This window comes from Pectinatus frisingensis, assembly GCF_014076555.1.
Taxonomy (GTDB): domain Bacteria; phylum Bacillota; class Negativicutes; order Selenomonadales; family Selenomonadaceae; genus Pectinatus; species Pectinatus frisingensis.
Genome location: NZ_CP045424.1, coordinates 118157 through 142279, shown reverse-complemented (window position 1 = coordinate 142279; position 24123 = coordinate 118157). Strand labels below are relative to the sequence as shown.

The window sequence follows — 24123 nt, the reverse complement described above, 5'->3', positions numbered from 1 at the left end:
CACTTCCTGATTATATCATGTGTGCTGGACTATACCACCAGTCATTTCCCTGCCAATCCATACAATGATTGCTCCCAGTATATATGAACCGATATAAATATTCATTGCCATCCCCAGCCCCATGGAGTTGGCTACTATTCCTGCGATAATAGGTGTAACAAAAGCACCTACTTCAGCACCCATAATGCCAAAGCCACTGGCCGCAGATGTTAAATTAGGCGGTACACAATCGGTCATCCATGATAATATTGTTGGATACAGTCCTGTTATGAAAAATCCCGATATAGCTGCCCAGCACAGTGTCTGCGTAACAGTAACAGAATTAAGCACACCATACCATGTAATTCCGGCGGCAGCATAAAACAAGGAAATTCCGGTACGTCTGCCGAATTTATCAGAAATTACACCTGATAATAATGAACCTAACGTACCGGCTATCAGCATGACGGCCAATAAAGAACCTGATGCTATAAATGAATAACCCTTGACTTCTTTAAAATATAATGGTGTAAATGTATTAATAGACCAATATCCAAAATTAGCAATAAATTGCAGGAAAAAAATTATCCATGCATTTCTAATTTTCAAAATATCTTTAAATACGCCCTGTTCTTTTCCACCAGCATCTAACGTTTCCTGATATGCCGGCATATCTTCCTTTTTTATCTGAGGTACATATTTCCAAAACCAAGCTGCAACAAGCAACGTAGGAATAATCATAAATATCCACGGACTACGCCAGCCATATTCAGCCCCCATAAAAGTGGCAAAAAATATACCGACCATGCTGCCTAGTGTCCACCCTGTTTCATAAACGGCAACTGCCCTGCCACGATTTTTTTTAGGAAATACAGCTGATACATACCCCACAGCTGTTGAATAAAATGACCCTTCGAACAATCCTGTTACACCTCGTGTTATTGCTAAACTTACCGGATTTTTTACAAAAGCTGTAAAAACAGTAACGATCCCAAATCCGATTACGCTTGGTATAATAACCTTCTTTGCCCCGAATTTATCAGCTAAATATCCACCCGGAACAGGTGTAATAGTGTATCCAATAAAAAATGCCGTCGTTAAAAAACCTATTCCCAAATACCCCAAATTCATTTCATCTTTAATCAATGGCAGCAATGGCGATAATAATGATCTATCCGCAAAATTAAGAAACCAGCCCAGCCAGCATCCCAATAAAACCAGCTTAGCGCGCTTATCATTTTGTCCACACTCTCCTAATAACATAGTATACACTTCTCCTTTCAATATAAGCTTTACATTTTATCTGTATCATACCGTACTTGTATTTTATTTTTTTAGTGTACTTCTTTAAAAATTGTTTGTCAACGTTTGGTTATTTTACTTATCTTATTTGTTTTTCATAAGTAATAATAAATAATTAAATGTAACCATAAAACATATATTTGAACTTAACGACATAAAAATTTCCACTGATTATAAATAACAACATTGAAAACTGTTATTCATGAGGAATTTCCCCATTATTACCGTCAATACATATAATGAGATTATTCTTAATATCTCATTGTATTTTTCATTAACAGGTGTTCTTGAAGTTTTATTCGAATTATTTATTGACAAGAGATGTAATATAATATTATGCGAAAATTAATAATTTACGAAAGTATCTTCTTGATAGTACTTATTGCCCTGGCAGCATTTGCCGCCGTCGGATCATACAATACAGCTGACAGGGAAAATCTGTGCCATGAATATGATCTCATTAAGCAGCCATCTCAAGCTCAGCAAATCACCTGCACGATCCTGCGGCAAAATCAAAATTACTGGATAAACAGTGATTATGTATATCCACAAATGAAAAGCAATGATATTATACGCTATTATGACAATTATTTGACGCAAAACGGCTGGCTGCGCATAAAATACAATGTTGGTTATGGTATGCCCTTTTTCGCTTATACTAAAAACAATTTTATTTTGGTCTTAGGAGTTCATCGTAATGAGCATTGGACTATTACTCTGCATTACCGGAATCCAGAAAAAATATATGAACCGCAAAACTTTCTTCATCTTATTCAATAAAACAATGGCAGATAAAAATAATTGATATTTTTATCTGCCATTGTTTTATTGGTTCAATTATTTAATTTTTTATTACTCTGCTTCTCCGGTGCGATACATTTTTATTGGTTCCGGATTAGCCGTCATTTCCCAAATACCGCAAGGGCACACGCCAGCACAAATACCACAGCCAATACATTTATCAGGATCAGAGATATATTCTACTATTCCCATGCCATGGTCAATACGATCAATCGCCTTTTCGGGACAAGATTCAAGACAAGTCTTACAGTCACGACAGGTACCGCAGCTGACACAACGATTGACATCGCCAACCGGTTCAGGTAAATCACAGTGATGACACTTGGTAAAGTATTCTCTATCCAATGATTTTTCCGGTACTTTTTGCTTTTCAGGAAAAGCCGGTACTGTTTTATCCATAACATAAGCATCGGCATAGTAGGCTGTCTTATTACCGGAGCCTATAGCATCAACCAAACGTCCTGGTTTTATTACATCACCGGCAATAAATATACCTTCTAAAATGGAATTATCTGCCTGTGGTACAAGCCAATCTCGGAATTTCTTAATATTTTCGTTCTGCGGTAAATAGTCAAGAATAGGGGCTTCACCAATAGAAACAATTACCATATCGCCCTTTACAAAACGTCCCTTATTATCATAAATACCATCATCAGTTATTTTTGTTGTCATGAACGGCCATACAAGTTTGCCGCCTAATTGCTCAATATATTCTATTTCATCTTGGAATGCCGCCGGCTTCTGCACATCAATGCAGGTAACTGTCTCAGCTCCCATATCATAGGCACCGCGAGCCGTATCCATACCGGAATTGCCACAGCCGATAACGATAACATTTTTCCCCACAGCCGGATGTTCTCCACGATTTACCGCTTTCAAGAAATCCAGTCCCATGGTCAATTTTTCAACACCTTCCCAAGGGAAAAACCTTGATTTATGTCCACCTGTAGCTAAAATTACCGCATCATTTGTTTTTCTTAACTCAATGAATTTATCAGCGTCGACTTTACATCTGGGGACAAATTTGACACCAGCCGTTTCGATACGTTTGAGTTCAGCTTGCAGTAACTCATGCGGCAGGCGGGCGCGCGGAATCACTTGTTCCAACTTTCCGCCAATATCAGCATCATCGTAAACAGTTACCGCATGTCCTAATCTAATTAGCTGCCATGCGGCACTGAGTCCTGCCACACCACCACCGATAACAGCTATCTTTTTCCCGGTTTTTTTCGTTGGCATATCTAATTCAGCATACACTGACTGAAAACCAAGTGGTCCAATCTGAACTGCCTGATCAACTTTTGCACGAGTACATGCATCCATACATGGATTCGGACATACCGATGCACATACAGACCCCGGAAAAGGTGTATATTCAAGCACCAGTTTAACGGCTTCTTCCTGTTTATCTTTACGCAGCATATTATAACGCAATTGTGTAGGAATATTTGCCGGACAAGCAAATTCACATGGTGCCGCATATTTGGCATTATTCCATTGCGGTACCCGCTGACGATATATTCCCTTTTCCACAAGATTCTTAACTGCGAAATCATCCATCGCCACATCACTGAACAACCCGCCCTTTATCCATTCATTCAGGCGGAATGATTTCATATCGGTATGTTTTATATTTGTCTTTTGTTTTTCCTCAAAACTTAATGGACGCAATTTATGCCATTGTTTCCAATCAGTAAGTTCTGTATGAAGATCTTCTTTTTCTATTGCCCGTAAAAATTCGTCCATACCACCTGACAAAAAAGCCTTATCATCATCATTAAGTTCTTCCAACAATATATCCGCCGGATGATCATGCGAATGGCCGCGAAAATAAACGATACCCCCGACCATTCCGACACAAGGTCGTTCCCCAAGTACAGAATCAAATTCTTCACTATCGATCCCACAAACCACAGCGCGGCCGCCACCCATAAATTCAAAAGAAAAACTGCCGACATTTTTCAATATCCAAAGCTGCGGTTCTTCATAAAGCGGATCATGTTTCATCAAAGAACCTGTGCGAGTTCCGCCTCGCCCGCCGATATAAATTTTACCACCGGCTGAACAATGCCCTGCCGTATCACCGGCATCACCTTTTACCGTTATTTTACCGCCGGCATTAAGCCAGCCTACATCTGCTGAAACAGAACCATCAGCAATTATTTCTGTATTGGCCAAACACATTGAACCCAAACGTTGTCCGGCATTAGCAACATGAAAATACAGCGTCTTCCCTTCAGGATGCCATAAAGGTCCGCCAATATCATGCTGACCGGAAGCCGCTATTTCAAAATTAGTTTCACCATTTGCCACTGCTTCACTGATAGCCAGCAGCAAATCCTGTGTGGACATACGATCATGTCCCTTTATTGTATCTATAGTAAACATAAATCACACTTCCTCCTTTATCAGCATACGTATTGAATACCTAATTGTTCAGCAATCGCCTTGTCTGTTGAAACCAAGGCATCGCTGCGGCCTACAGGAAGTGAGCTGTTACCAATAGGAGCCATCAGCTTACGCAATTCCTTATCAAAAGTAAGCACATAATCAACAATTTTTTGAGCACCGCGATCAATATCAAGCCGTTTTACCAGACGCGGGTCTTGTGTACAAATACCGGTTGGGCATTTACCGGTATTGCAGGCGTTGCAATGACCTTCTTCATTACCTACACATCCTAGCAGCTGAATAAGCATTTTACCAACAAATACACCATTTGCTCCCAGACATATCATTTTAAAAGCATCGGCTGCAGCGTTACCGGTCATGCCCATACCACCGCCGCCATAAAGTGGAATTTGTCCCTGCAGACCTTGTTTTACTGCGGCCAAATAGCAGTCACGTATTTTAGATACAATTGGATGACCTGTATGATCTAAAGAAATTTCATTAGCAGCACCAGTACCGCCTTGTATCCCATCAATAAAAAATCCACCGCATATCTGATAAGGATCCCGTAACAAATTATTATAAACAGATACTGATGTAGCAGAAGCCGCACATTTTATAGCCACCGGCACTCTGAAACCAAAAGCGGCATTTAACGACAAATGCATTTTTTGCACAGATTCTTCGATTGAATATAGTCCCTGATGATTCGGTGGAGAAGAAAGTGTTGCTTTTGGCACACCCCGTATTGCCTGTACATGTTCAGCGACTTTGGCCGCCTGTAAAAGCCCACCGTCACCGGGTTTTGCCCCTTGCCCAATTTTAATCAATACACCTGCCGGATCAACTTTCATCCGTGGCATTGCCTTTATAATTCTATTCCAGCCAAAATGACCTGATGCTATTTGCAAAATCATATACTTCAGCTGTTCTGATTCCAACAGCTTACTTGGCATACCGCCCTCACCTGAACTCATACGTACCGGCAGTCCACACTTTTCATTCAAATAAGCTACTGCCATTGACACTGCTTCCCATGCCCGTGTGGATAATGCACCGATTGACATATCAGAAAAGATCAACGGATAAATCCACCGTACTGGGGGAGCCTTATGTGCCATAACCAATTTACCATCTTTTAAAACAAACGGTAATTTTTCAGCCGGCAATACCCGTCCAAATGGTGCGCGGATATCAAATGTATGTCTTATTGAATCAAGTGATGGATCTGTCATTTGACTGATTCGTCCGACGATTATATGATCCAAGGTACGCTGTGCATTCAAGTTTGTCCGCCCGCCACGCTTTATTGGTCCTGCATCACGTGACAATAAAGTCTGGCGATTATCACGGTTTCTCACAGGATGAATAGCATTATTAGGACAGACTTTTTCGCACATACCGCAGCCGACACAGGCATTGGCGATAGATTTAACTTGTTTTATAACAGGAATAGTTCTATGTGTACGCAATGGTGTCGGCTGAAAATCTTCCGAATAAGTCTTATCCACACGAACCACACCGGCTTCAATGGCCCCCAGTGTACATGTTGCTATACAGCTGCCACACATTGTACAACGTTCCGGCAAGTATTCTATATTCCATTTTAAATCGGCCTTACCAATATCCTGTGATTTTATTGCTTCCATCTTTGTACCTCCAAGTCATTGTCGATAACCACGACCTCACGTTCATTGGGATAAATATCCTTTGTCATATCCCTCTCAGGCATTATTTCATTAAGGCCGCATACTTCTGAAGCAATAGCAACCGTATCTTCAGTCTGTCCCACTACTACCGGACGCAGTTTTTTGGAATCACAGCAAGTAATCATTCTACCATCAGGTAAATTGGCAATAATCGTATTAGGTCCATTTATTTCCAAATTAGCTAATGATTGGCGAATTGCCTTCAAAACTTCCTTGTCCTCACGCTGTTCAATTTCCGCAAACGGCAGTGGTGTTATCACATGTTTATAATATTTAATCGGCCACTTCAATTCATGCAGAACATAATGCAATGTATAAAGAAAATTTTGCGAATCAGATTCAAAACCTACATATCCTCTATGTAAAGACTTTTGAAATTCTTTATTTTTTGTATAAAAGGTATTTTCACCGTTGGCACAAAGTGTATATCCCTGCAAAAAAAATGGATGAGCCGCATAGCGGACTATATCATAGTTAGTATTTTGCCGGCATTGCACTACTATACTTTTAGCCATGAGACAGCCATTATCGTCCCAAAGTCTGAAATATGTCGCAATATCACGCGGATCGCCTATTTCCTTAAGTGTCAGCACATCCGGCCAAAATGAATAAACGTAACCTTCATCGGCATCTTCCAATATTTTTCGCAATTTAAGACGAATATCCAGCAATAATTCCTCTTTTTCTGCCATTGGTTTATCGCGATAATATTCCGGGTAATCATAATTACGAAATATATAATATGGCATTGCCTTTATATCAAGACCCGGCTGATTATTAGGCACAGGAATCCATTCCGCCAATTGTTCGAAATTATGACTGTCCATAAAATCTTCAACCATCTGTGCCCCACGTTGTGTGCAGGCCAATGATAATAACGGTTTATCCTTATACGGTGTAAAAATACCGTACAGGTCCTGCATGACCATGGCAAATCCCGAATTATCATGCCCCTCCTGCTGCGGCAACATAAGATATAACGCCTTTGACGGGCTAAAAGCTACTTTACTTTTTATTGAACCAATTCTACACATATAGTCTGCCCCCAATAATACACAATATCAGCACAGCAAAAACATTAATTTATAGACTAAAAAATCATATATTGGTTCGCTACCAATATATGATGCTTCAGCAACAATGCTGATTAATCTTACATAAGTGATAGTTCGCAATTCCACCATCACTAAACATCTATGACGATATAATTACATACAATAACTGCAGTCAAGAAATAGATGCATATATAATTATATAAATGTATTCTTATACTGTCAACAAAAATTTCTTTTTTAAATTAGAAAAATATTGTATTCTTTGTAAATAATAACTAATAATTGATTCTTTAAAATAGATTTATCATTGCATAATATTACTTAAGTGTATTTTTATTCATATTGAAAACAGATTATCATTTACTATTTATGTTGTACATTTGTAATCATAATAGCAATTTATAGGGAACACTTATATCATTGTTTTTAAGTATGTATTGAATTGTATTGCAGTATACAAAATACTATTGCATTTACAAATTACACAATTGATTACAAAATAAATTTTCTTTTTCCCAGTTGTTATCGTTTTTTTAGTTTTGTAAATTTCAATCGAGTAGAAGGTCATTCACTAATTGAAATGACTTCCCTATCAACGGATTTTCGCCCGTTATGGTGCGACCATATCGGGTGTACCAAAAAAACAGTCGGTGACTGTTAAATCACCGACTGTTTTTTATCATTATAAATAACCTGCCGGATCCACCGGACGACCGTTGATCCGCACTTCATAATGAACATGTGGCCCTGTACTAAATCCAGTACTGCCCATATACGCTATTACTTGTCCGCGTTTGACATGCTGCCCCACAGCCACTATAACACTTGATGCATGTCCATAGCGAGTCATAATCCCATTACCATGATCAATATCAACCATATTGCCATACCCACCGGAATTCCATCCAGCCGTGGTTACAACACCATCAGCTGTAGCACGAATTGGCGTACCATAGTCAGCCGCAATATCTATCCCCGGATGAAAATCAGTGCCATTCCATCTAAAACCGTACGGTGAACTTATCGACCCTTGTGCCGGCCAGCCCATAGGAGTGGTAATAGATTTTTGCGTAATCATTTCCTGTTGTTTTCTCTGAGATATGAGTGCCTGCCGCAAGACTTCCATGTTTTCCTGATGGATCGCCACTCGTTTTTCCAAATCATCCATTACCTCGGAAAGATTTTGGACATCCGGTGCTATCAAAGGCCCGCCCTGACCCCCAGTTCCGTCTGAAGAATGATTTGCCGAAGAATCATCCGTTGTTTGTACATCTATATTGGACAAAGATTTTAACTCTTTTTCTGTAGCATTCAATTTATCCAAATCACTTTGCAGCTGACTGGCCTTCTGTGCTAATTCCGTCAGTTTTTCTTGCTGAATAGTATTAGCCTTTTGCAAATTTTCAACTGTCTGCTGATCAACCCTATTAGAAAAAAAGCTGTATCCGGCAAAACAAACCCCCACTATCAACAATAACGCCCCACCTATAAGTGAAGCCAGTCCATACTTTACCAGCTTACTTGTTAAGCGAATACTATGTATAGTACCCCCATCACTGGGAATAAGCTTTATCATATATTCACGAGATTGCTTTTTATCGCTTGGCATCAAAAATCCCCCATGCATCAATCCGTCTCATCCACATCAATAATAACGTTCATAAGTATAACATAAAAACACCTATACGACAAATAATACTGTCATTCGAACCTACAACCTTATCAATCATCATAAATTCCTTTTAAAAGTGTCTCTTTACGCAAAGATTCACATTCACAAGTCCGTTCTTCACTCAGTGAACGAATCGTATCTAAAATAATACTGCCAATCATTGGTGCATCATCATAAAATATATCTTCAAGCTCCTCGTGCGACCATGATTTTCGAATGCCTTCCCCATAATTAACAACATAGTAAAGGCCGGCATAACAAGCCCCAATTTCACGAGCTAAATAAACTTCAGGACAAATACTTTGCCCAACAATATCAGCATGTCCGTTCATCATGGCTATTTCGGCAGGACTTTCAAAATGTCGTCCGTCTGTATTGGCATAAGTGCCGCGTGTAAATATACGTCCGCTAAAATATTTTCTGGTCGATTCAATGAGCACCTTGCGTATTTGCGCGCAAAGCGCATCACGCATTATAAGCAGATACTTTCCTTCCAGACCGACATCCTTTCTGACAGAAAGATCAAGATAATCATCAGGAATCAAAAAATCACGGATATCAAGCAATTTATTTACCGTACCGACACCGCCTTCTGATATGATTCTTTTGACACCTGCTTCACGAAAAGTCCAAAAAAGCTGTCTTGATGCATCGGCACGACTTACACCACTGCGCCAGGAATGCATTTTACAGGTTATTACTTTCTTTCCGGCTACCTCAAACAAGCGTAATTCAGCCGTTTTACCATAAGGTGTATCAAAGACCAGATGATCAGCCAATATTTTTACATCACTATCTGTCACCCTTGTGGGAAAATTGCTCGACAACGTACCCGAACCGCCTATTACGGCAAACTCAGCTTTGGGAATATTTTGTTCAGTCAATCAAATTCCTCCATTCAACATCATACACATAACAACAGCTTCATATTTAATTTAAAAGTAACTATCTAGTCGCAGCAGTTATCAATTACAATACCGCAGAATGTTGTAAGCAGTATCCCGTTGAGCCGGTATTTTATCTGCTTTTTTTATTATATCGGACATAGTATTTACGGACATTTGGTGTGAAGTTCCGGCAGCTCTTACGACATTTTCTTCCAGCATTATACTGCCTAGATCATCGGCACCGAAAGCCAATGTCATTTGTCCGATGTTTTTTCCCTGTGTAACCCATGAGCCTTGGATATGACTGATATTGTCAAGATACAATCGAGAAACAGCCAATGTTTTCAGGTAGTCCCATGAAGATAGTTTTTTACCGCCAAGTTTTGTATTACCGGGCTGAAAAGTCCACATAATAAAGGCACGAAATCCACCTGTTTCTTCTTGTAGTGAGCGAATCAGATTCATATGTTCTATGCGTTCCTGAATAGTTTCTCCGAGTCCTAAAACCATGGTAGCTGTTGTTTTCATACCTATATTATGGGCACAACGCATAATGTTGAGCCAATCCGAGGTCATAATTTTTTTAGGACTCACTATTTTGCGCACTCTGTCAACAAGAATTTCCGCACCACCACCAGGCAATGAAGATAATCCCGCTGCCTGCAGTCTTTTTAAAACTTCAGTTACTGAATAACCGGTGATTTTGCTGAAATGAAGTATTTCAGTTGCAGTGAAGGAATGAATTGTAATATCATATTTTTTCTTTATGGCGGTGAGCATATCAATATAATATTGAAAATCAACGTCTGGGTGCAGTCCTCCCTGCAACATTATCTGAGTTCCTCCGGCAGCAACCGTTTCATCTACTTTTTTCAAGACGTCATCTATGGATAAAAGGTAAGCACCCTTTTCTGATGAGCGGCGGTAAAAAGCACAAAAATTGCATTCATTTACACATATATTAGTATAATTTATATTTCGATCAATTATAAAAGTTACTATATTACCAGGATGCATTTGCTGCCGTACTTTGTCTGCCTGCTGAGCCATGTCAATAATGTCACCGTCCTTCAGCAAAGAGACAGCTTGGCTGTCTGTCAATCGTTCCATATATTGTACTCCTTGATTTTATATATAAATAACAGCCTATAAATGTTTTTGATTCTGAAAATTATCTACAGAATGATACAATGAATCACGCTCTACAGGTATATAACCAGCTTGTGTTATCATCTCAGACAAACGTGTTCTGGTCATCAGACTGCCCGCTTTAGCACCGGCAGCATGGATTATTTTTTCTTCACCCACTGTACCATCTAAATCATCAGCTCCGAATGCCAATGACAGTTGGGCAATTTCCTCACTAAGCATTATCCAAAATGACTTTAGATGGGCAATATTGTCTAAAATCAACCTGGCTATTGCGATAAATTTTAGATTTTCCCACGCTGTCAGTGGTTTTATTTTATATTTTTGAGCAAGTTTTGTATTATGTGGATAAAATGGAAAGGGAATAAATGCATTAAAACCTCCCGTTTCATCTTGAATATCCCGCAGTGTAAATAAATGCTGCAAACGTTGTTCTATAGTTTCAATATGCCCATACAAAATTGAAGCATTTGTGGGTATTTTCAATAAATGTGCTGTTCTTACCACATCTATCCACTCTGCAGATGTTGCCTTATCAGGACAAATTATCTTACGTACCGCATCATCAAGAATCTCCGCCCCGCCACCCGGTAAAGCTGATAAACCGGCTTCTATTAACAGCTGCAGTACTTTTTTTATACTCAGTCCGCTTATTTTAGCAAAATGAACAATTTCTACGGGTGTAAATGCTTGTATATTAACTTGTGGTAATATACTTTTTACCGTTTTCACAACATCAATATAATAAGAAAATTCGACATTGGGGCATAATGAACTAACTATATGTATTTCAGTTATTCCAGGCACTTCCCTAGCTGCTTTTCTCACTATATCAGCGACATTAGCCAAGGATAATATATAACCGTTTTTATCACCCTTTTCCACGGAAAAAGCACACAATGGACAATTAGCTGTACAGGTATTACTCAAATTTATATGACGGTTGATATTATAATATACTTCATTTTTACTATGGCGTTTCTTTGCTGCTCTGGCCCATTCAGCCAAAAACAAAATAGGTGCTTTTTCATACAGCAGCAACGCTTCATCAAAAGATAGCCTCCGCCCTGCCCGGGCTTTTTGCTGTGCATTCAAAAATTCATTCATAATATTACCTCGCAACATCTTAGAATGTACGAACGACATTAAAATTACAATCACATTCGGCTGGTATGCGTCCTGATTCTTTTATTGCCGCAATCAGGCTGTTTTTGGTAAGCGATTTTTGTGAACTTACTCCGGCAGCATGCATTATTTTTTCACCGCCAACTGTTCCATCGATATCATTAGCTCCGAAACCTAAGGCCAGCATTGCAATTGGCAGAGTCAGCATTACCCAGTATGCCTTGATATTATGCACATTGTCCAACATCAAACGGCTAATTGCCATGGTCTTTAAATCATCCCAAACACTTGTCCTGGTTATACAGCTTTCCAATTGTGTATTTTTAGGTTCAAAAGGAAAACAAATAAATGTCTGCAAGCCGCCCGTCTCATCCTGAAGATTTCGCAGTGTCAGTAAATGATCAATACGCTGTTCCACTGTCTCAATATGCCCATAAAGCATACTGGCATTGGTTTTCATCCCTAATTTATGGGCAGTACGTGCCACTTCCAGCCATTCTGCACTGGTGGCCTTATTGGGACAAAGTTTTTTCCTTAAATCATCATCAAGAATCTCCGCCCCGCCACCCGGCATCGTTTCCAAGCCAGCTTCCATCAATTCACTTAAAACTTCCCGTATCGATTTGCCGCTGATTTTGACAAAATGCATTATTTCCACACCGGTAAATCCTTTTAAATGCATATCCGGGAATGTATGTTTTATCGTTTTTATAATATCAAGATAATATTCATATGGCCAGTCCGGGTGCAGTCCACTGACAATATGCAGATTTTTCATATCCGGGTCTGACGCCGCCTTGGCAATGCGGTCCAAAACACTTTGTTTAGTCAGACTATACGCTCTATCACTAGTTGCCTTGCAACCAAAAGCACAAAATTTACATTGCCCTATACAGACATTAGTAAGATTTATATGCAGATTGACATCATAATAAACATAATCCCCACTAATCCTCCTGCGTACTGTATCAGCAAGATAACCAATTCTCGCTAAATCATTCGAGTCATATAAGGCTATCCCGTCTTCCCTGGTAAGGCGTTGACCAGAAAGCACCTTTGCTTCTATCATATCTAATGCGTTATTCAAAATTTCTTACTCCTTCGGGAACATATTTACTTTCCATATGTCCTTCGCTTTATCAATCAATTATCACGATTGTGATCCAATCATTACAAATGATATATAAATTATACTACAAAGTACATTAGGAGAAAATATATAAAGTTTATACCATATTAACTTTCATACTTTATAGAAAAACATGTTTATGGAAAATAGCATCTTCATCAACGGCATAACCGTATCATAATATCTTCCAGCATAGCTGGATTATCCCGTCCTGTTTTAAGTTTATAATCCGCCTCAGCAAAATCGACAATTGCCTGGCGCAAGACCTGCAATTTAAAATGACGGGCTTGCTTTATTAATTTTTCTGCAACAAACGGAACTAAACCAACCGTTTTGGCAATAGTTCGACCGGACTGACCTTGCATCAGATAAAATTTTATCTTCCACAGCTGACGAATATGACGTGTTAATATTGCCAGCATACTGAGCGGATGAACGCCGTCTTTTTTTTGTTGCTCCAATAATGACAAAGCCCTTTTTATATCTTTTTCACCCACTGCCTCAGCCATAGCGAACACCGATATTTCGGGTAAGCCTGACAGTACTGCAATCAAATCAGCTTTATTTATATCACGCCGATCAGTGTATAAGGCTAATTTATCAATCTCTTTATCAAGAAATCCCAATGACACCTTTTGCATCACATTTATCGTTGACAATAAATAAGCATAGGCTTCAGCATCAGGTGCTTTTCCTATTTCATGGAATTTCCCTTTTAGCCAGCCACCGATGTTATAAGCTCTGACTATATCTGTTTCTACTACCAAACCATACTTATCTATAATCTTATATAATTTACGCCGCTTATCCGGCTTCTCATCCGTTTCTATGATGAGTACAGTAAAATCCGGCATATCAGCTATTAATTCGGCAAACTGCCGTTCCGCCTGCTGTGCCGTTTTGCCCTTTTTTTCTTTTAGAAAATTATTATTTCGTACATAAACAACATTTTTTTTACTAAAAAAAGGCAGTGTCGTGCAAGCTTCAATGATGTCATTGAATGAGATCTGCTCATCCATCTTTATTAGGGCTGTATCATCACCATCCGGTAATAGCCTTTTCAATAACAGCCGAATAAATTTTTCCGCTAAATATTTTTCCTCACCGGCAACAAAATACAGTTTTCTTAAATTATTATTACGTAATTCTGCCACAGCTTCACTGTACTGCAAACCGCTGCCTCCTTATTCAATGTAGGGTTCAATACGACATTTTTTACCATCTGTATAAAATACTATCGCACCGTTTTTATCGGTTCTATATACTTTTGTTCCAATAGTCTCAAAACGCTTTAATACATCTTCTGCCGGATGTCCATAGCTGTTATTGGCTCCAACTGATATAACCGCCCAACGCGGTGCACTTTTTCGCAAAAATGCCTCTGTAGATGATGTTTTAGAACCGTGATGGGCAACTTTTAATAATGTACATTTCAATTTATTCGCATCATTTTTTTGTATCATTTCTTGTTCTTCCTGAGCTGGTAAGTCCCCGGTAAACATTGCAGTAAAATTCTGGTAACTGACCTTGATAACTGCCGACGTCTCATTAGCTCCGCTGCCTTTTCCCAAATAAATCACGCTAAACTTAACCCCGTCAAGATCAAAGCTTTCACTTTCGTCTAGTGAGATTACTTTATCCATTATATCGCTTTGCTGTGAAATATGCCACACAGAGGCATATTCGCTGCGTTTTTCCCTTCCAACAAAAATATTATCTACTGGTATCCGGTTTACAATACCACTGACCCCACCGGCATGATCATCGTGAGCATGACTTAAAAAAATATAGTTCAAATGAGTAACACCATAATGGTATAAATAAGGCACGTCAACCTGCCTGCCAATATCATAATCACTATCACGAATTCCGCCAGTATCAATCATTGCCGATTTACCATGCGGCGTTATAATGAGCGCAGCATCCCCTTGTCCAACATCAATAAAATGCACTGATAAATCTTGCGTTCTAAACATATTCCAGCCCAAGATCAGTACCGATATGCAAAAAAGCATACAAAAAAACTGTTGATGCCGCCTGATTTCGGTTAAACAATAAATGCGGCAGCTTTTTTGCAAGATCATCAACCAGATTATATAGTAAAAAATACTGCCGATAAATGAAAAATACGGTACATATACCATACTAGCCGGCAGCAATGCCAGCAAACGTGTTATTTCAGATACACAGCCAAGCAGCAAACTGCACAAGACAAAGACCAGTGAAGAAATAAAAGGAAACAATGTATTTGCAAGCACAGCCGTCAAAGCCATCATTATAATAACATCGATAATCGGAACGGCAATAACATTAGCTATAAGTGAACTTAATGATACTGTATGAAAATACCATGCCAAAAACGGCAAACAAAACAACTGGGCCGATATTGTTATTGATAATGGCACCGTTAAAACCTGCGGCAAAAAATACAATATTCTGCGAAAATATGGTGCAGCATATAAAAGTCCGGCTGTAGCTGCAAAGGATAATTGAAAACTTATATTAAAAATCAGTCCCGGTGAAATAATTATCATTATCATACCTACTAACGACAATAAATAACAAGACTGATTTTCTTTATTATAGGCCAGAGCAGCATAGGAAAGCAGTCCCATTGATGCTGAACGAACAACCGGCGGAACCAATCCGGACAAAATTGCATACATTATTATGGTAACATTCAAAATCAAAAATATCAGCCATTGCCGCAGCCGCAGCGCTTTGCCCAAGGCAACAATGCTGCCGGCTAATAATGTTATATGGGAACCAGAAACGGACAGTATATGTACTATTCCCGTAGTCGTAAAGTTATCTAAAAGCTCAGGATCAATATCAGCATATCCACCGAACAGCATGGCAAAAACTGCCCCTGCGTCTGTCTTGGGCATTACTTTTTCCATCGCTGTTCTTATAGATGTCCGCAATGCATTAATTCTTTTAGCAAAAAGCTTGTCATTTGGCCGTTCTTCTATCTTTAAACTAGATTTTTCCGCAGATATGTAAGCTGATACCCCCTGCTGCTTTGCCTGGAGCACATTGTCAATACGGCCAGGGTTTTTATATGAATTGATTTTTTTTATTGTACCAACAACAGTTATCCTGTCACCTGTCTGTACTTTCCGATAATTATTCTGCCGAATATTGATATAGTAACCACCTGTAATTTTCTGATTTCTGGATGTCACAGCTTTCATTTCATAACGTATATGAAAAATTCCCTGAGCATCCTCGTGAACAAGCGGTTCATTTTGTAATATTCCTGTCACAGTTCTTTGCTGTCCGATAAAATTGACTATATCATCATCTGCAACTGTATTGACCATTGTATAACGATAAATCCCCAGAACAAAAAGCAGTGCAGCTATAAACAAAAATGCATAGCGGGACTTTTTTATCACTGATCCAACAGAAAATAGCAACAGAAATATCAGCACACAACCGGCATAATTTAAATCGAACACTATTTTATCTGCTACATATATTCCCGCCAAACAGCACAACAAAATACCGTTGATAAAAGTAAGCGGCTGTTGTCCATAACTCATATGGTTATTTTATCCTTTAATTTTATATACTTGGCCTCACCGATACCACGCACTTTTTTTAAATCATCAATGCTTTGAAAATTCCCTTGGTTTTGCCGATACTCAACAATGCGTTTAGCCATAGCCGGTCCTATTCCTGGTAATGTATCAAGTACAGATTCATCAGCTGTGTTAATATTTACCCTGTTATTATCAATTGAACTCGACTTGCCATCCGATAAACTTACTGTATTGGTATTTTCACTTCTTATCGGTATTTTTATCTGAGCAGCATCAGTTATTTTTTGTGCTAAATTAATATTTTCAGTATCGGCCGATTCATTCATACCGCCGCATTTGTTCACAGCATCAACTATCCGTGAACCTTCTGGCAGTTCTATTACACCTGGACTATTTACTGCTCCTGTAACATACACTACCAATTTATTCCCGTTTTCTACTGTCCTTGGCGATACTGTCATATTTTCATTGGTCGATGCAGCCTCTAATTCAACGCTTTTTCCAGATTCATCCACATAATACGTAATTGCTGCTACAATAGCAATTATCGTTAACAAAACTATCAGCTGTTTTCTATACATAGGCATAGGCAAACTCCTTACATAATTTATATAATATTCTGAATTTTAAATGCAAGCTAAACAGCTGAAAAACTGTCTAACTTTTATTAAAATACAATTTTTGCATTTCATCTACTATAATATTAAGATTATTAGGACGCAACCGTAAATTGTAACCAATGAATAATGGAGATGTCGGAAAACGCGGCATGACTTTTACTGCAATCAATCCATCAATACGATAAAAAAATATATTATAACTCTTGCATCGTTTATTAAAATACTTCATTATATAATCAACGGTAATCTGAATAAAATCGGCTATTGTATCCAGTTCATTGTTATTTTTAGTCAGTATATTAAGCTCGCAAAACCCCAGGCGAGGCATCGTTGACACATTTAACTCAACATTTTTTGTCTGGCTGATTGTCATACCTATAAAGTCACTTTTATCATACATCAGTGAACTGTCAACATGTCTTAATCCAACTATCTGCATATGCGGATGAAGGATAGTTCCGCCTGACAAAGGTCCATAATTCTTAAAAAACAGGACTGATTTATATCTGCCAGAGTCGAGAAGACTAAACCAATATTCAACGCCGAAATGGATAAGCTCATGCATATGTGCTTTACTGTAATCGGGTATGTCACTGCCACAGTAGCGAGTTTCAATCAATACTGTCTGAAATGAGTCTTCCAAAACATTATATTTATTTTCCAGTAATGTCATCTCGCCGCGTCTGGCAATAATATTTTCTAAGTGATCATACTCACAAAATGGACAAGCCGCATCTTTGTTAACTATGGTTTCTGGTTTTTTCCTACCTACCGTAATATTGAATCCTATAATATTTTTTCTCATACTAAAACCTTCGATAATTAATTTGTAATATCACAGCATTAAAGCTTGCCCTTAAATTATACTGGCATAGTTTAAAGATAAATGCTATAATTTTTTAAGTCAATATTTAATTGATAATACTGTTCCCTATCAGATATATTATATATAATCCCAGCAAAAAAGAAAATACAAGTTTGTTCAAAATAAAGCAGGTGCTAACTATAACTACTCAAACTATTCCTGAGAAAAAGGCTGATAAAAGTGCTTCCTTTCTAAAAGGTACACTGATATTGACGATAGCCGGTATCGTTGTTAAAGTAATCGGTTCACTTAATTGGATATTTGTATCCCGTATTCTCGGCGGTGAAGGAATCGGCCTTTATCAAATGGCTTTTCCTATATATTTTCTGGCTTTTAATATTTCCACTGCCGGTGTTCCCATTGCCATATCTATTATAACAGCTGAGCATGTAGCCTTAAAAGACATATGGGGTGCCAAACGTGTCTTTCACATATCAATGACATTAATGTTTTTTACTGGTATTTTATGCAGTCTTCTCACTTATTTTGGTGCCCAATGGCTTATCGACTGGCAGTTTATTCGTGATCCGCGAGCCTATTATGCCGTGGTTGCATTAGCTCCGGCTATATTTTTTGTGACCATTTTAGCCAGTTCACGCGGCTATTTACAAGGCTGGCAGCGAATGACTCCAACCGGTGTATCGCAAATTGTTGAACAGATTTTTCGTGTCATAACAATGATTCTTTTTGCCCAGCTGCTGCTGCCTTATGGCCTAGAATTTGCTGCAGCCGGGGCAAGTCTTGGCGCTCTGGCTGGTGCTGTAGCAGGGCTGCTTGTACTGGTCTATTTCCACTGGCGTCTCAATAAGGATATTGATGCGACTTATGGCACGCATCTTGAACCGCCGGCTAATGTTCCGCGACAGTCTGTTGCCCACATAATGAAACGAATTTTTAAACTGTCCCTGCCTGTATCGGCCACCAGTATAATGTTACCAATCGTAGCTAATCTCGATCTTATGATAGTCCCGCAGCGACTGGAAGTAGCCGGTTATTCAGTAAACGAAGCCACTAAATTATTCGGCTATTTAACCGGGATGGCTGTTCCCTTGGTAAACTTATCCACTATATTAACTGCAGCACTCGCCGTCAGCATCGTTCCTGCCATATCAGAAGCCCGTATTCTAAAAAACCACGACAGCTACCTGAGACAGACTGCCGGAGCCATACGTATTTCTAACTTTATATGCTTTCCGGCATTTGTCGTTGTCCTCATTTTAGCAGTGCCCATTTCTACTCTTATTTATAATGCCCCTGGTGCCGGCCCGGCAGTGTGGGTATCGGCTTTTTCCATTGTACTATTAGGACTGCATCAGATAACTACGGCTGTTTTACAGGGATTAGGGCATCCCACTGTTCCAATGATAAATATGATTATTGCCGCTATTGCCAAGGTAATTTTAAATTGGATTCTTACGGCTCAGCCATCACTCGGTATTATGGGAGCCGCATGGGCAACTGCTGCCGATATAGGAATAGCTGCTTTTATTAATTTATACTTTCTTTACAGATACATCGGCTATAAAATGGAATTAACACAGGTAATGAAAAATATAATCGCTGCATTGATAATGGCAGCGACACTTTATCTGTCATACCATCTTATATTGACAAGATTTGGCAGTAATGCTATTGCCACTTTAAGTTCAGTATTGATTGGTGCCATTATTTATATAATTGTTCTCATCGCCGTGAAAGGTTTACTAGAAGATGATTTAGCTGCTGTCCCGGTAATCGGTAAAATTACTATCAGGGGACTGCGCAAATTAGGCGTATTTAAAGAAATTTCTCAGGAGCTATAAAAATGAAAAAATTCGTCCTTGCTTATAATCCTGTATCCGGGAACAATATGTTTAAGAAAAAACTCGATCTTCTAGTGGCAATGTTTCAGGCTAGATACTGCATACTAATTCCTTACCGAACCAGTCCGCAAAATACTGATTTTGTGGAATTTATCCGTACTATCAAACCATGTGGCATAATTATAGCAGGCGGCGATGGAACTTTAAACGAAATAGTAAACATACTGCTAAAAAACAAAATAACCCTTCCCATAGCTATATTACCCAGTGGAACTTCAAATGACTTTGCCTCCTGCCTAACCTTAAACGCCCATACCATTGAATCTTATATCGACTCAATAGTTAATGGTAAAACTACACCTGTCGATATTGGTTACACCGGCAATAATTATTTCATAAATGTCGCCAGCGCCGGCATGCTGACCTGTGTTGCCCACAATGTTGACCGAAGATTAAAAAGCACCTTTGGTAAGTTAGCCTATTATCTCAGAGGAATTGGTGAACTGCCAAAATTCCGGGCTTTAGATATGACTATAGGGGCTGATGGAAAAACAGAAAGAGTCAGCGCCTTTTTTGTGTTGATTGTTAACAGCAGTGTTGTTGCTGGTTTAAAAAATGTTTCAGTAAATGCCCGGTTAAATGACGGTAAACTCGATTTAATTTTGCTTAAACAATGTAGCATCCCGGAGCTCGTTACTTTCGCCGCTGAAACAGTAGCCGGCAAACCGGCCTGTAACAATAAAAATATTGCCTATATTCAGGCATCATCTTTTGAAATAAATTGCAGTGAAACAGTCCAAAGTGATATTGACGGAGAACCCGGTCCGAAATTACCATTAAAAATAGAAACTATTCCCGCAGCAATTGATGTATATATCCGATGAACAATTTATAATTAACTGCAAAAAAGGCCTGTGATTTTGATATATTTATTCAACCAAATATATCATCAATCATAGGTCTTTTTATTATATTGATATCACCTGTCACATATAATACAATCCTGACAATATTGCCACACGCATATCTTCATCAACCTTTTCCTGTGACCATTCCTGATCATTCTTTTTCTCTTCTTCCTTAATCTGATGCATCGGTATAAATCTTTCATTAGGCTTTGAAGAATCAGCAGCGGTTGGTTTTGTATAATGATATCTGGAGAAATGATCTTTTATAAAGCGTGTGTCAATATTACCCGTTCTAAAATATTCATCACGCAATATTTTTTTGTGTAATGGAATAGTTGTCTTAATCCCTTCAATAGTAAACTCTTCAAGAGCCCGCTGCATAATTTTTATTGCCTCACCACGTGTTTTCCCATGTACAATAATCTTGGCAATCATTGAATCATAATATGGTGAAATATTAAGACCGGCACATACTCCGGTATCAACCCGAACACGCGGTCCACCAGGTTCGATAAAAAATTCTACTTTACCTGGTGAAGGCAGAAAATTATTTTCCGGATCTTCAGCATTTATCCGGCATTCAATCGCATGTCCGCTAAATTTTATATCTTCCTGTTTTATATCAAGCGGTTCATCTGCCGCAATACGAATCTGTGTTTTTACTAAATCAATACCAGTAACAGCTTCCGTTATGCCATGTTCAACCTGTACACGCGGATTTATTTCCATAAAATAAAAATCATTATCATGAAGATTCAATAAAAATTCCACCGTGCCAATATTACTGTAGTGCACACTTTTAGCAGCTTTTATTGCCAAATCTCCAACCCGCTTGCGCATATCTGGTGTAAGAGCTATAGATGGAGATTCCTCCAACAATTTTTGATTACGTCTTTGCAGTGAACATTCTCTTTCTCCCAACTGAAGTACAGTCCCATAATTATCCGCAACAATTTGAACTTCAATATGACGTGAATGATCAATATAATGTTCAAAGTAATAGGCAATATTTTTTATGTCAACAATATGCAGTATTTTTTTCAATTCATCTTCTGATTTGACGACAATCATGCCCTTGCCGCCTCCGCCGGAAACCGGTTTTAAAATAACCGGATACCCTACCTCACCGGCCTTTTTTACGGCATCATCTTCATCGACAAGGGGGTCACTGCCTTTCGCCATAGGAATACCTGATGGTATCATCGCTGCACGGGCAATATCTTTGTCGCCAACCTGACGAATAGTTTCCGGATGAGGTCCAATCCATGTCATCCCGGCTTTAGTAACACGTTCTGCGAAATCTGCATCTTCTGATAAAAAGCCGTAACCAGGATGTACTGCATCAGCTTCTGTATCAAGTGCCGCCTGCATTAATGCATTATAGTTGAGATATGACAATGCTGCATCAGCCGGGCCTATATTGTACGCTAAATCAGCTAATTTAACATGCATTGCTTCTTTATCCTCATCAGAATATACAGCAACCGACTGTATTCCCATTTCTTTACAGGCTCTGATAATACGAACGGCAATTTCACCGCGGTTAGCTATTAAAATACGCTTAAACAAAAATATCACTCCTAATTTGCAACATCTAAAAGTTTGTGAAAAACAAAACTTAATCAAATACACATGTTCTTCATTTACGGACTGCTGTGACCATCTCCTCTGATATTGCCCCGAAATGCCTTTTACATTCTGACACAATGACTAATATTAGCCAGATTTGATACCCATAAGGTTTATTTTCTATTTTGTATTAGTACAATAATAAGTATGAGAATAAAATTTTGTCATACCATAGAATAATTTTCTGTATTGATGGTAAATTAAATCTTTATCGAATAAACCTAATTCTATACCACATAATTTCATAAGTCAAGTTAATAATATCATTAACATTATTAACACCAATATTAGTAAAAATAAACACATCCGTTGATTATTCACCAAGATATTATACCATAATATGTCTCATCAACAGTAATAATTTGTATCATGATGCATAACAATAATCATTTAGTGCTTTTTTTAGCGGAGATACATGCTTATATAAAATATATTCCCCGCATTATTTAAATTTTATTCCTGCACTATGACGCAGCTGTGTCAGCACGTCCATAACGTTATGCGAATGTTCCAGCAGCTTATAACATGCACTCAGATTATTTTCCCGGTATAATTTTTCAAAAGCAATAAATTCATCCACCATGCGATTTTCATATTGCTCACCAGCATATTTTATTAGTTTATCCTCTGTTTTCAATGTAACACTGCCACAGACATTAGGAGAACCCTGTAGTTGAATATAACCCTTTTCTCCTATAAAAACAGCCCCACTGGTGCTTTCAGAATCTTTGGCCGCGCTGCAGGTTGCCACACTGCCATCATATACTAAAACAGCTGCCCCTGATGTATCAATTCCATTGGCTGCAATATTAGCATAATATTGAACTGCCTGCGGCATACCCAAAAGTCCCATTACCAAATGAATGTTATATACATTCAAATCATACAGACAGCCACCTGAAAAAGCAGGATCAAACACTGGTAAAACAATTCCTTGCAAAAATTTATCATAACGACTGGAATACTGAAAATAGTTTGCCTGAATCATACGTAAGCGGCCAATATCAGGTAAATGCTGGCGCATAAAAGCAAAATTGGGGGAGTGTAAAAGTGTTATTGCTTCAAAAAAGAATAGCTTACCTTTTTGGGCAAGAATTTCCAATTCAACAAATTCATCAATATTTGAAGTCACCGGTTTTTCACAAATTACATTTTTACCATGTTCAAGTGCCATTTTAGCATATTCATAATGCATATTATTAACAATGCCAATATAAACGAAATCAATAGTTTGATCATTAAGCAATTGTTCATAATCAGTATAGACCGTTGCAATATTATATTTTCGTGCCAATGCATGCGCCTTTGTTTCGCTTTTAGGCCGTGCACAAATAGCTGCCGGCATCACGAAATCAGCCTTCGTCAAAGCATCAAGACATGTTTCCACAATACCGCCTGTTCCAATTATTGCCAATTTCACAAAAATCACCTTCCATTCAATAATATACCTAATATATTCCAGACACTTATAGTAAAACGTTTTACATATAAAAATTATATATAAATTTAAGATTATTTACAATAAGAGCTGATAAAAAGTACAAAAATAATACAA

General features: G+C 38.4%; 18 protein-coding genes. 3 read left to right on the top strand and 15 right to left on the bottom strand.

The genetic code is table 11. The features are described 5' to 3' along the window. Positions 1 to 15: 15 nt before the first annotated feature. Entirely contained in the window at positions 16 to 1242 is a 1227-nt protein-coding gene (locus tag F8M42_RS00645) for an MFS transporter (RefSeq protein ID WP_182187513.1), read from the bottom strand. A 375-nt stretch (positions 1243 to 1617) separates the two neighbouring features. On the opposite strand from F8M42_RS00645, the gene F8M42_RS00640 reads away from it, so the two are divergent. After that, positions 1618 to 2061 (top strand): hypothetical protein, encoded by a 444-nt coding sequence (locus tag F8M42_RS00640; RefSeq protein ID WP_182187512.1) that lies wholly within the window; start codon positions 1618 to 1620, stop codon positions 2059 to 2061. Positions 2062 to 2133: 72 nt separating this feature from the next. Here F8M42_RS00640 and F8M42_RS00635 read toward each other — a convergent pair whose 3' ends face one another. From F8M42_RS00635 to F8M42_RS00580, 12 genes are all read right to left on the bottom strand, one after another. Then, positions 2134 to 4470 carry an FAD-dependent oxidoreductase gene (locus tag F8M42_RS00635; protein WP_182187511.1) on the bottom strand — a complete coding sequence of 779 codons (2337 nt, stop codon included), beginning with the start codon at positions 4468 to 4470 and terminating at the stop codon, positions 2134 to 2136. A 20-nt stretch (positions 4471 to 4490) separates the two neighbouring features. After that, positions 4491 to 6122 carry a glutamate synthase-related protein gene (locus F8M42_RS00630; protein ID WP_182187510.1) on the bottom strand — a complete coding sequence of 544 codons (1632 nt, stop codon included), beginning with the start codon at positions 6120 to 6122 and terminating at the stop codon, positions 4491 to 4493. Beyond that, positions 6110 to 7216 (bottom strand): class II glutamine amidotransferase domain-containing protein, encoded by a 1107-nt coding sequence (locus tag F8M42_RS00625; protein ID WP_182187509.1) that lies wholly within the window; start codon positions 7214 to 7216, stop codon positions 6110 to 6112. Before F8M42_RS00625 ends, F8M42_RS00630 begins: the two co-directional genes overlap by 13 nt. 703 nt (positions 7217 to 7919) lie before the next feature. Continuing rightward, positions 7920 to 8846 (bottom strand): M23 family metallopeptidase, encoded by a 927-nt coding sequence (locus tag F8M42_RS00620; RefSeq protein ID WP_182187508.1) that lies wholly within the window; start codon positions 8844 to 8846, stop codon positions 7920 to 7922. A 113-nt stretch (positions 8847 to 8959) separates the two neighbouring features. Further along, complete coding sequence (locus F8M42_RS00615) at positions 8960 to 9793, bottom strand: phosphorylase family protein (protein ID WP_182187507.1); 834 nt, start codon at positions 9791 to 9793, stop codon at positions 8960 to 8962. 81 nt (positions 9794 to 9874) lie between these two features. Next, the gene (gene mqnC, locus F8M42_RS00610) at positions 9875 to 10906 is read right to left on the bottom strand and encodes a cyclic dehypoxanthinyl futalosine synthase (protein WP_182187506.1); all 1032 of its coding nucleotides are present in this window, start codon (positions 10904 to 10906) and stop codon (positions 9875 to 9877) included. A gap of 36 nt (positions 10907 to 10942) precedes the next feature. Then, a complete protein-coding gene (locus F8M42_RS00605; protein WP_182187505.1) occupies positions 10943 to 12052 on the bottom strand; it encodes a radical SAM protein in 1110 nt (369 codons plus the stop codon). A gap of 19 nt (positions 12053 to 12071) precedes the next feature. Beyond that, on the bottom strand, positions 12072 to 13157 hold the full coding sequence (mqnE, locus tag F8M42_RS00600) for an aminofutalosine synthase MqnE (RefSeq protein WP_182187504.1): 1086 nt from the start codon (positions 13155 to 13157) through the stop codon (positions 12072 to 12074). A 200-nt stretch (positions 13158 to 13357) separates the two neighbouring features. Then, the gene (gene holA / locus F8M42_RS00595; RefSeq protein WP_182187503.1) at positions 13358 to 14371 is read right to left on the bottom strand and encodes a DNA polymerase III subunit delta; all 1014 of its coding nucleotides are present in this window, start codon (positions 14369 to 14371) and stop codon (positions 13358 to 13360) included. 12 nt (positions 14372 to 14383) lie between these two features. Beyond that, complete coding sequence (locus F8M42_RS00590) at positions 14384 to 16744, bottom strand: DNA internalization-related competence protein ComEC/Rec2 (protein WP_182187502.1); 2361 nt, start codon at positions 16742 to 16744, stop codon at positions 14384 to 14386. Continuing rightward, on the bottom strand, positions 16741 to 17325 hold the full coding sequence (locus F8M42_RS00585) for a helix-hairpin-helix domain-containing protein (RefSeq protein WP_229711376.1): 585 nt from the start codon (positions 17323 to 17325) through the stop codon (positions 16741 to 16743). Before F8M42_RS00585 ends, F8M42_RS00590 begins: the two co-directional genes overlap by 4 nt. A 76-nt stretch (positions 17326 to 17401) precedes the next feature. Next, positions 17402 to 18169 carry a DUF4931 domain-containing protein gene (locus F8M42_RS00580; RefSeq protein WP_182187500.1) on the bottom strand — a complete coding sequence of 256 codons (768 nt, stop codon included), beginning with the start codon at positions 18167 to 18169 and terminating at the stop codon, positions 17402 to 17404. 191 nt (positions 18170 to 18360) lie between these two features. On the opposite strand from F8M42_RS00580, the gene F8M42_RS00575 reads away from it, so the two are divergent. Both F8M42_RS00575 and F8M42_RS00570 read left to right on the top strand, forming a co-directional pair. Beyond that, complete coding sequence (locus F8M42_RS00575; protein ID WP_182188567.1) at positions 18361 to 20031, top strand: putative polysaccharide biosynthesis protein; 1671 nt, start codon at positions 18361 to 18363, stop codon at positions 20029 to 20031. A gap of 2 nt (positions 20032 to 20033) precedes the next feature. Beyond that, entirely contained in the window at positions 20034 to 20915 is an 882-nt protein-coding gene (locus F8M42_RS00570; protein WP_182187499.1) for a diacylglycerol/lipid kinase family protein, read from the top strand. 102 nt (positions 20916 to 21017) lie between these two features. Here F8M42_RS00570 and F8M42_RS00565 read toward each other — a convergent pair whose 3' ends face one another. Together F8M42_RS00565 and F8M42_RS00560 are read right to left on the bottom strand one after the other, a co-directional pair. Beyond that, positions 21018 to 22508, bottom strand: coding sequence for an acetyl-CoA carboxylase biotin carboxylase subunit (locus tag F8M42_RS00565; protein WP_182187498.1), 1491 nt, complete (start codon positions 22506 to 22508; stop codon positions 21018 to 21020). A gap of 502 nt (positions 22509 to 23010) precedes the next feature. Further along, a complete protein-coding gene (locus F8M42_RS00560) occupies positions 23011 to 23988 on the bottom strand; it encodes a Gfo/Idh/MocA family protein (RefSeq protein ID WP_182187497.1) in 978 nt (325 codons plus the stop codon). Positions 23989 to 24123 lie beyond the last annotated feature (135 nt).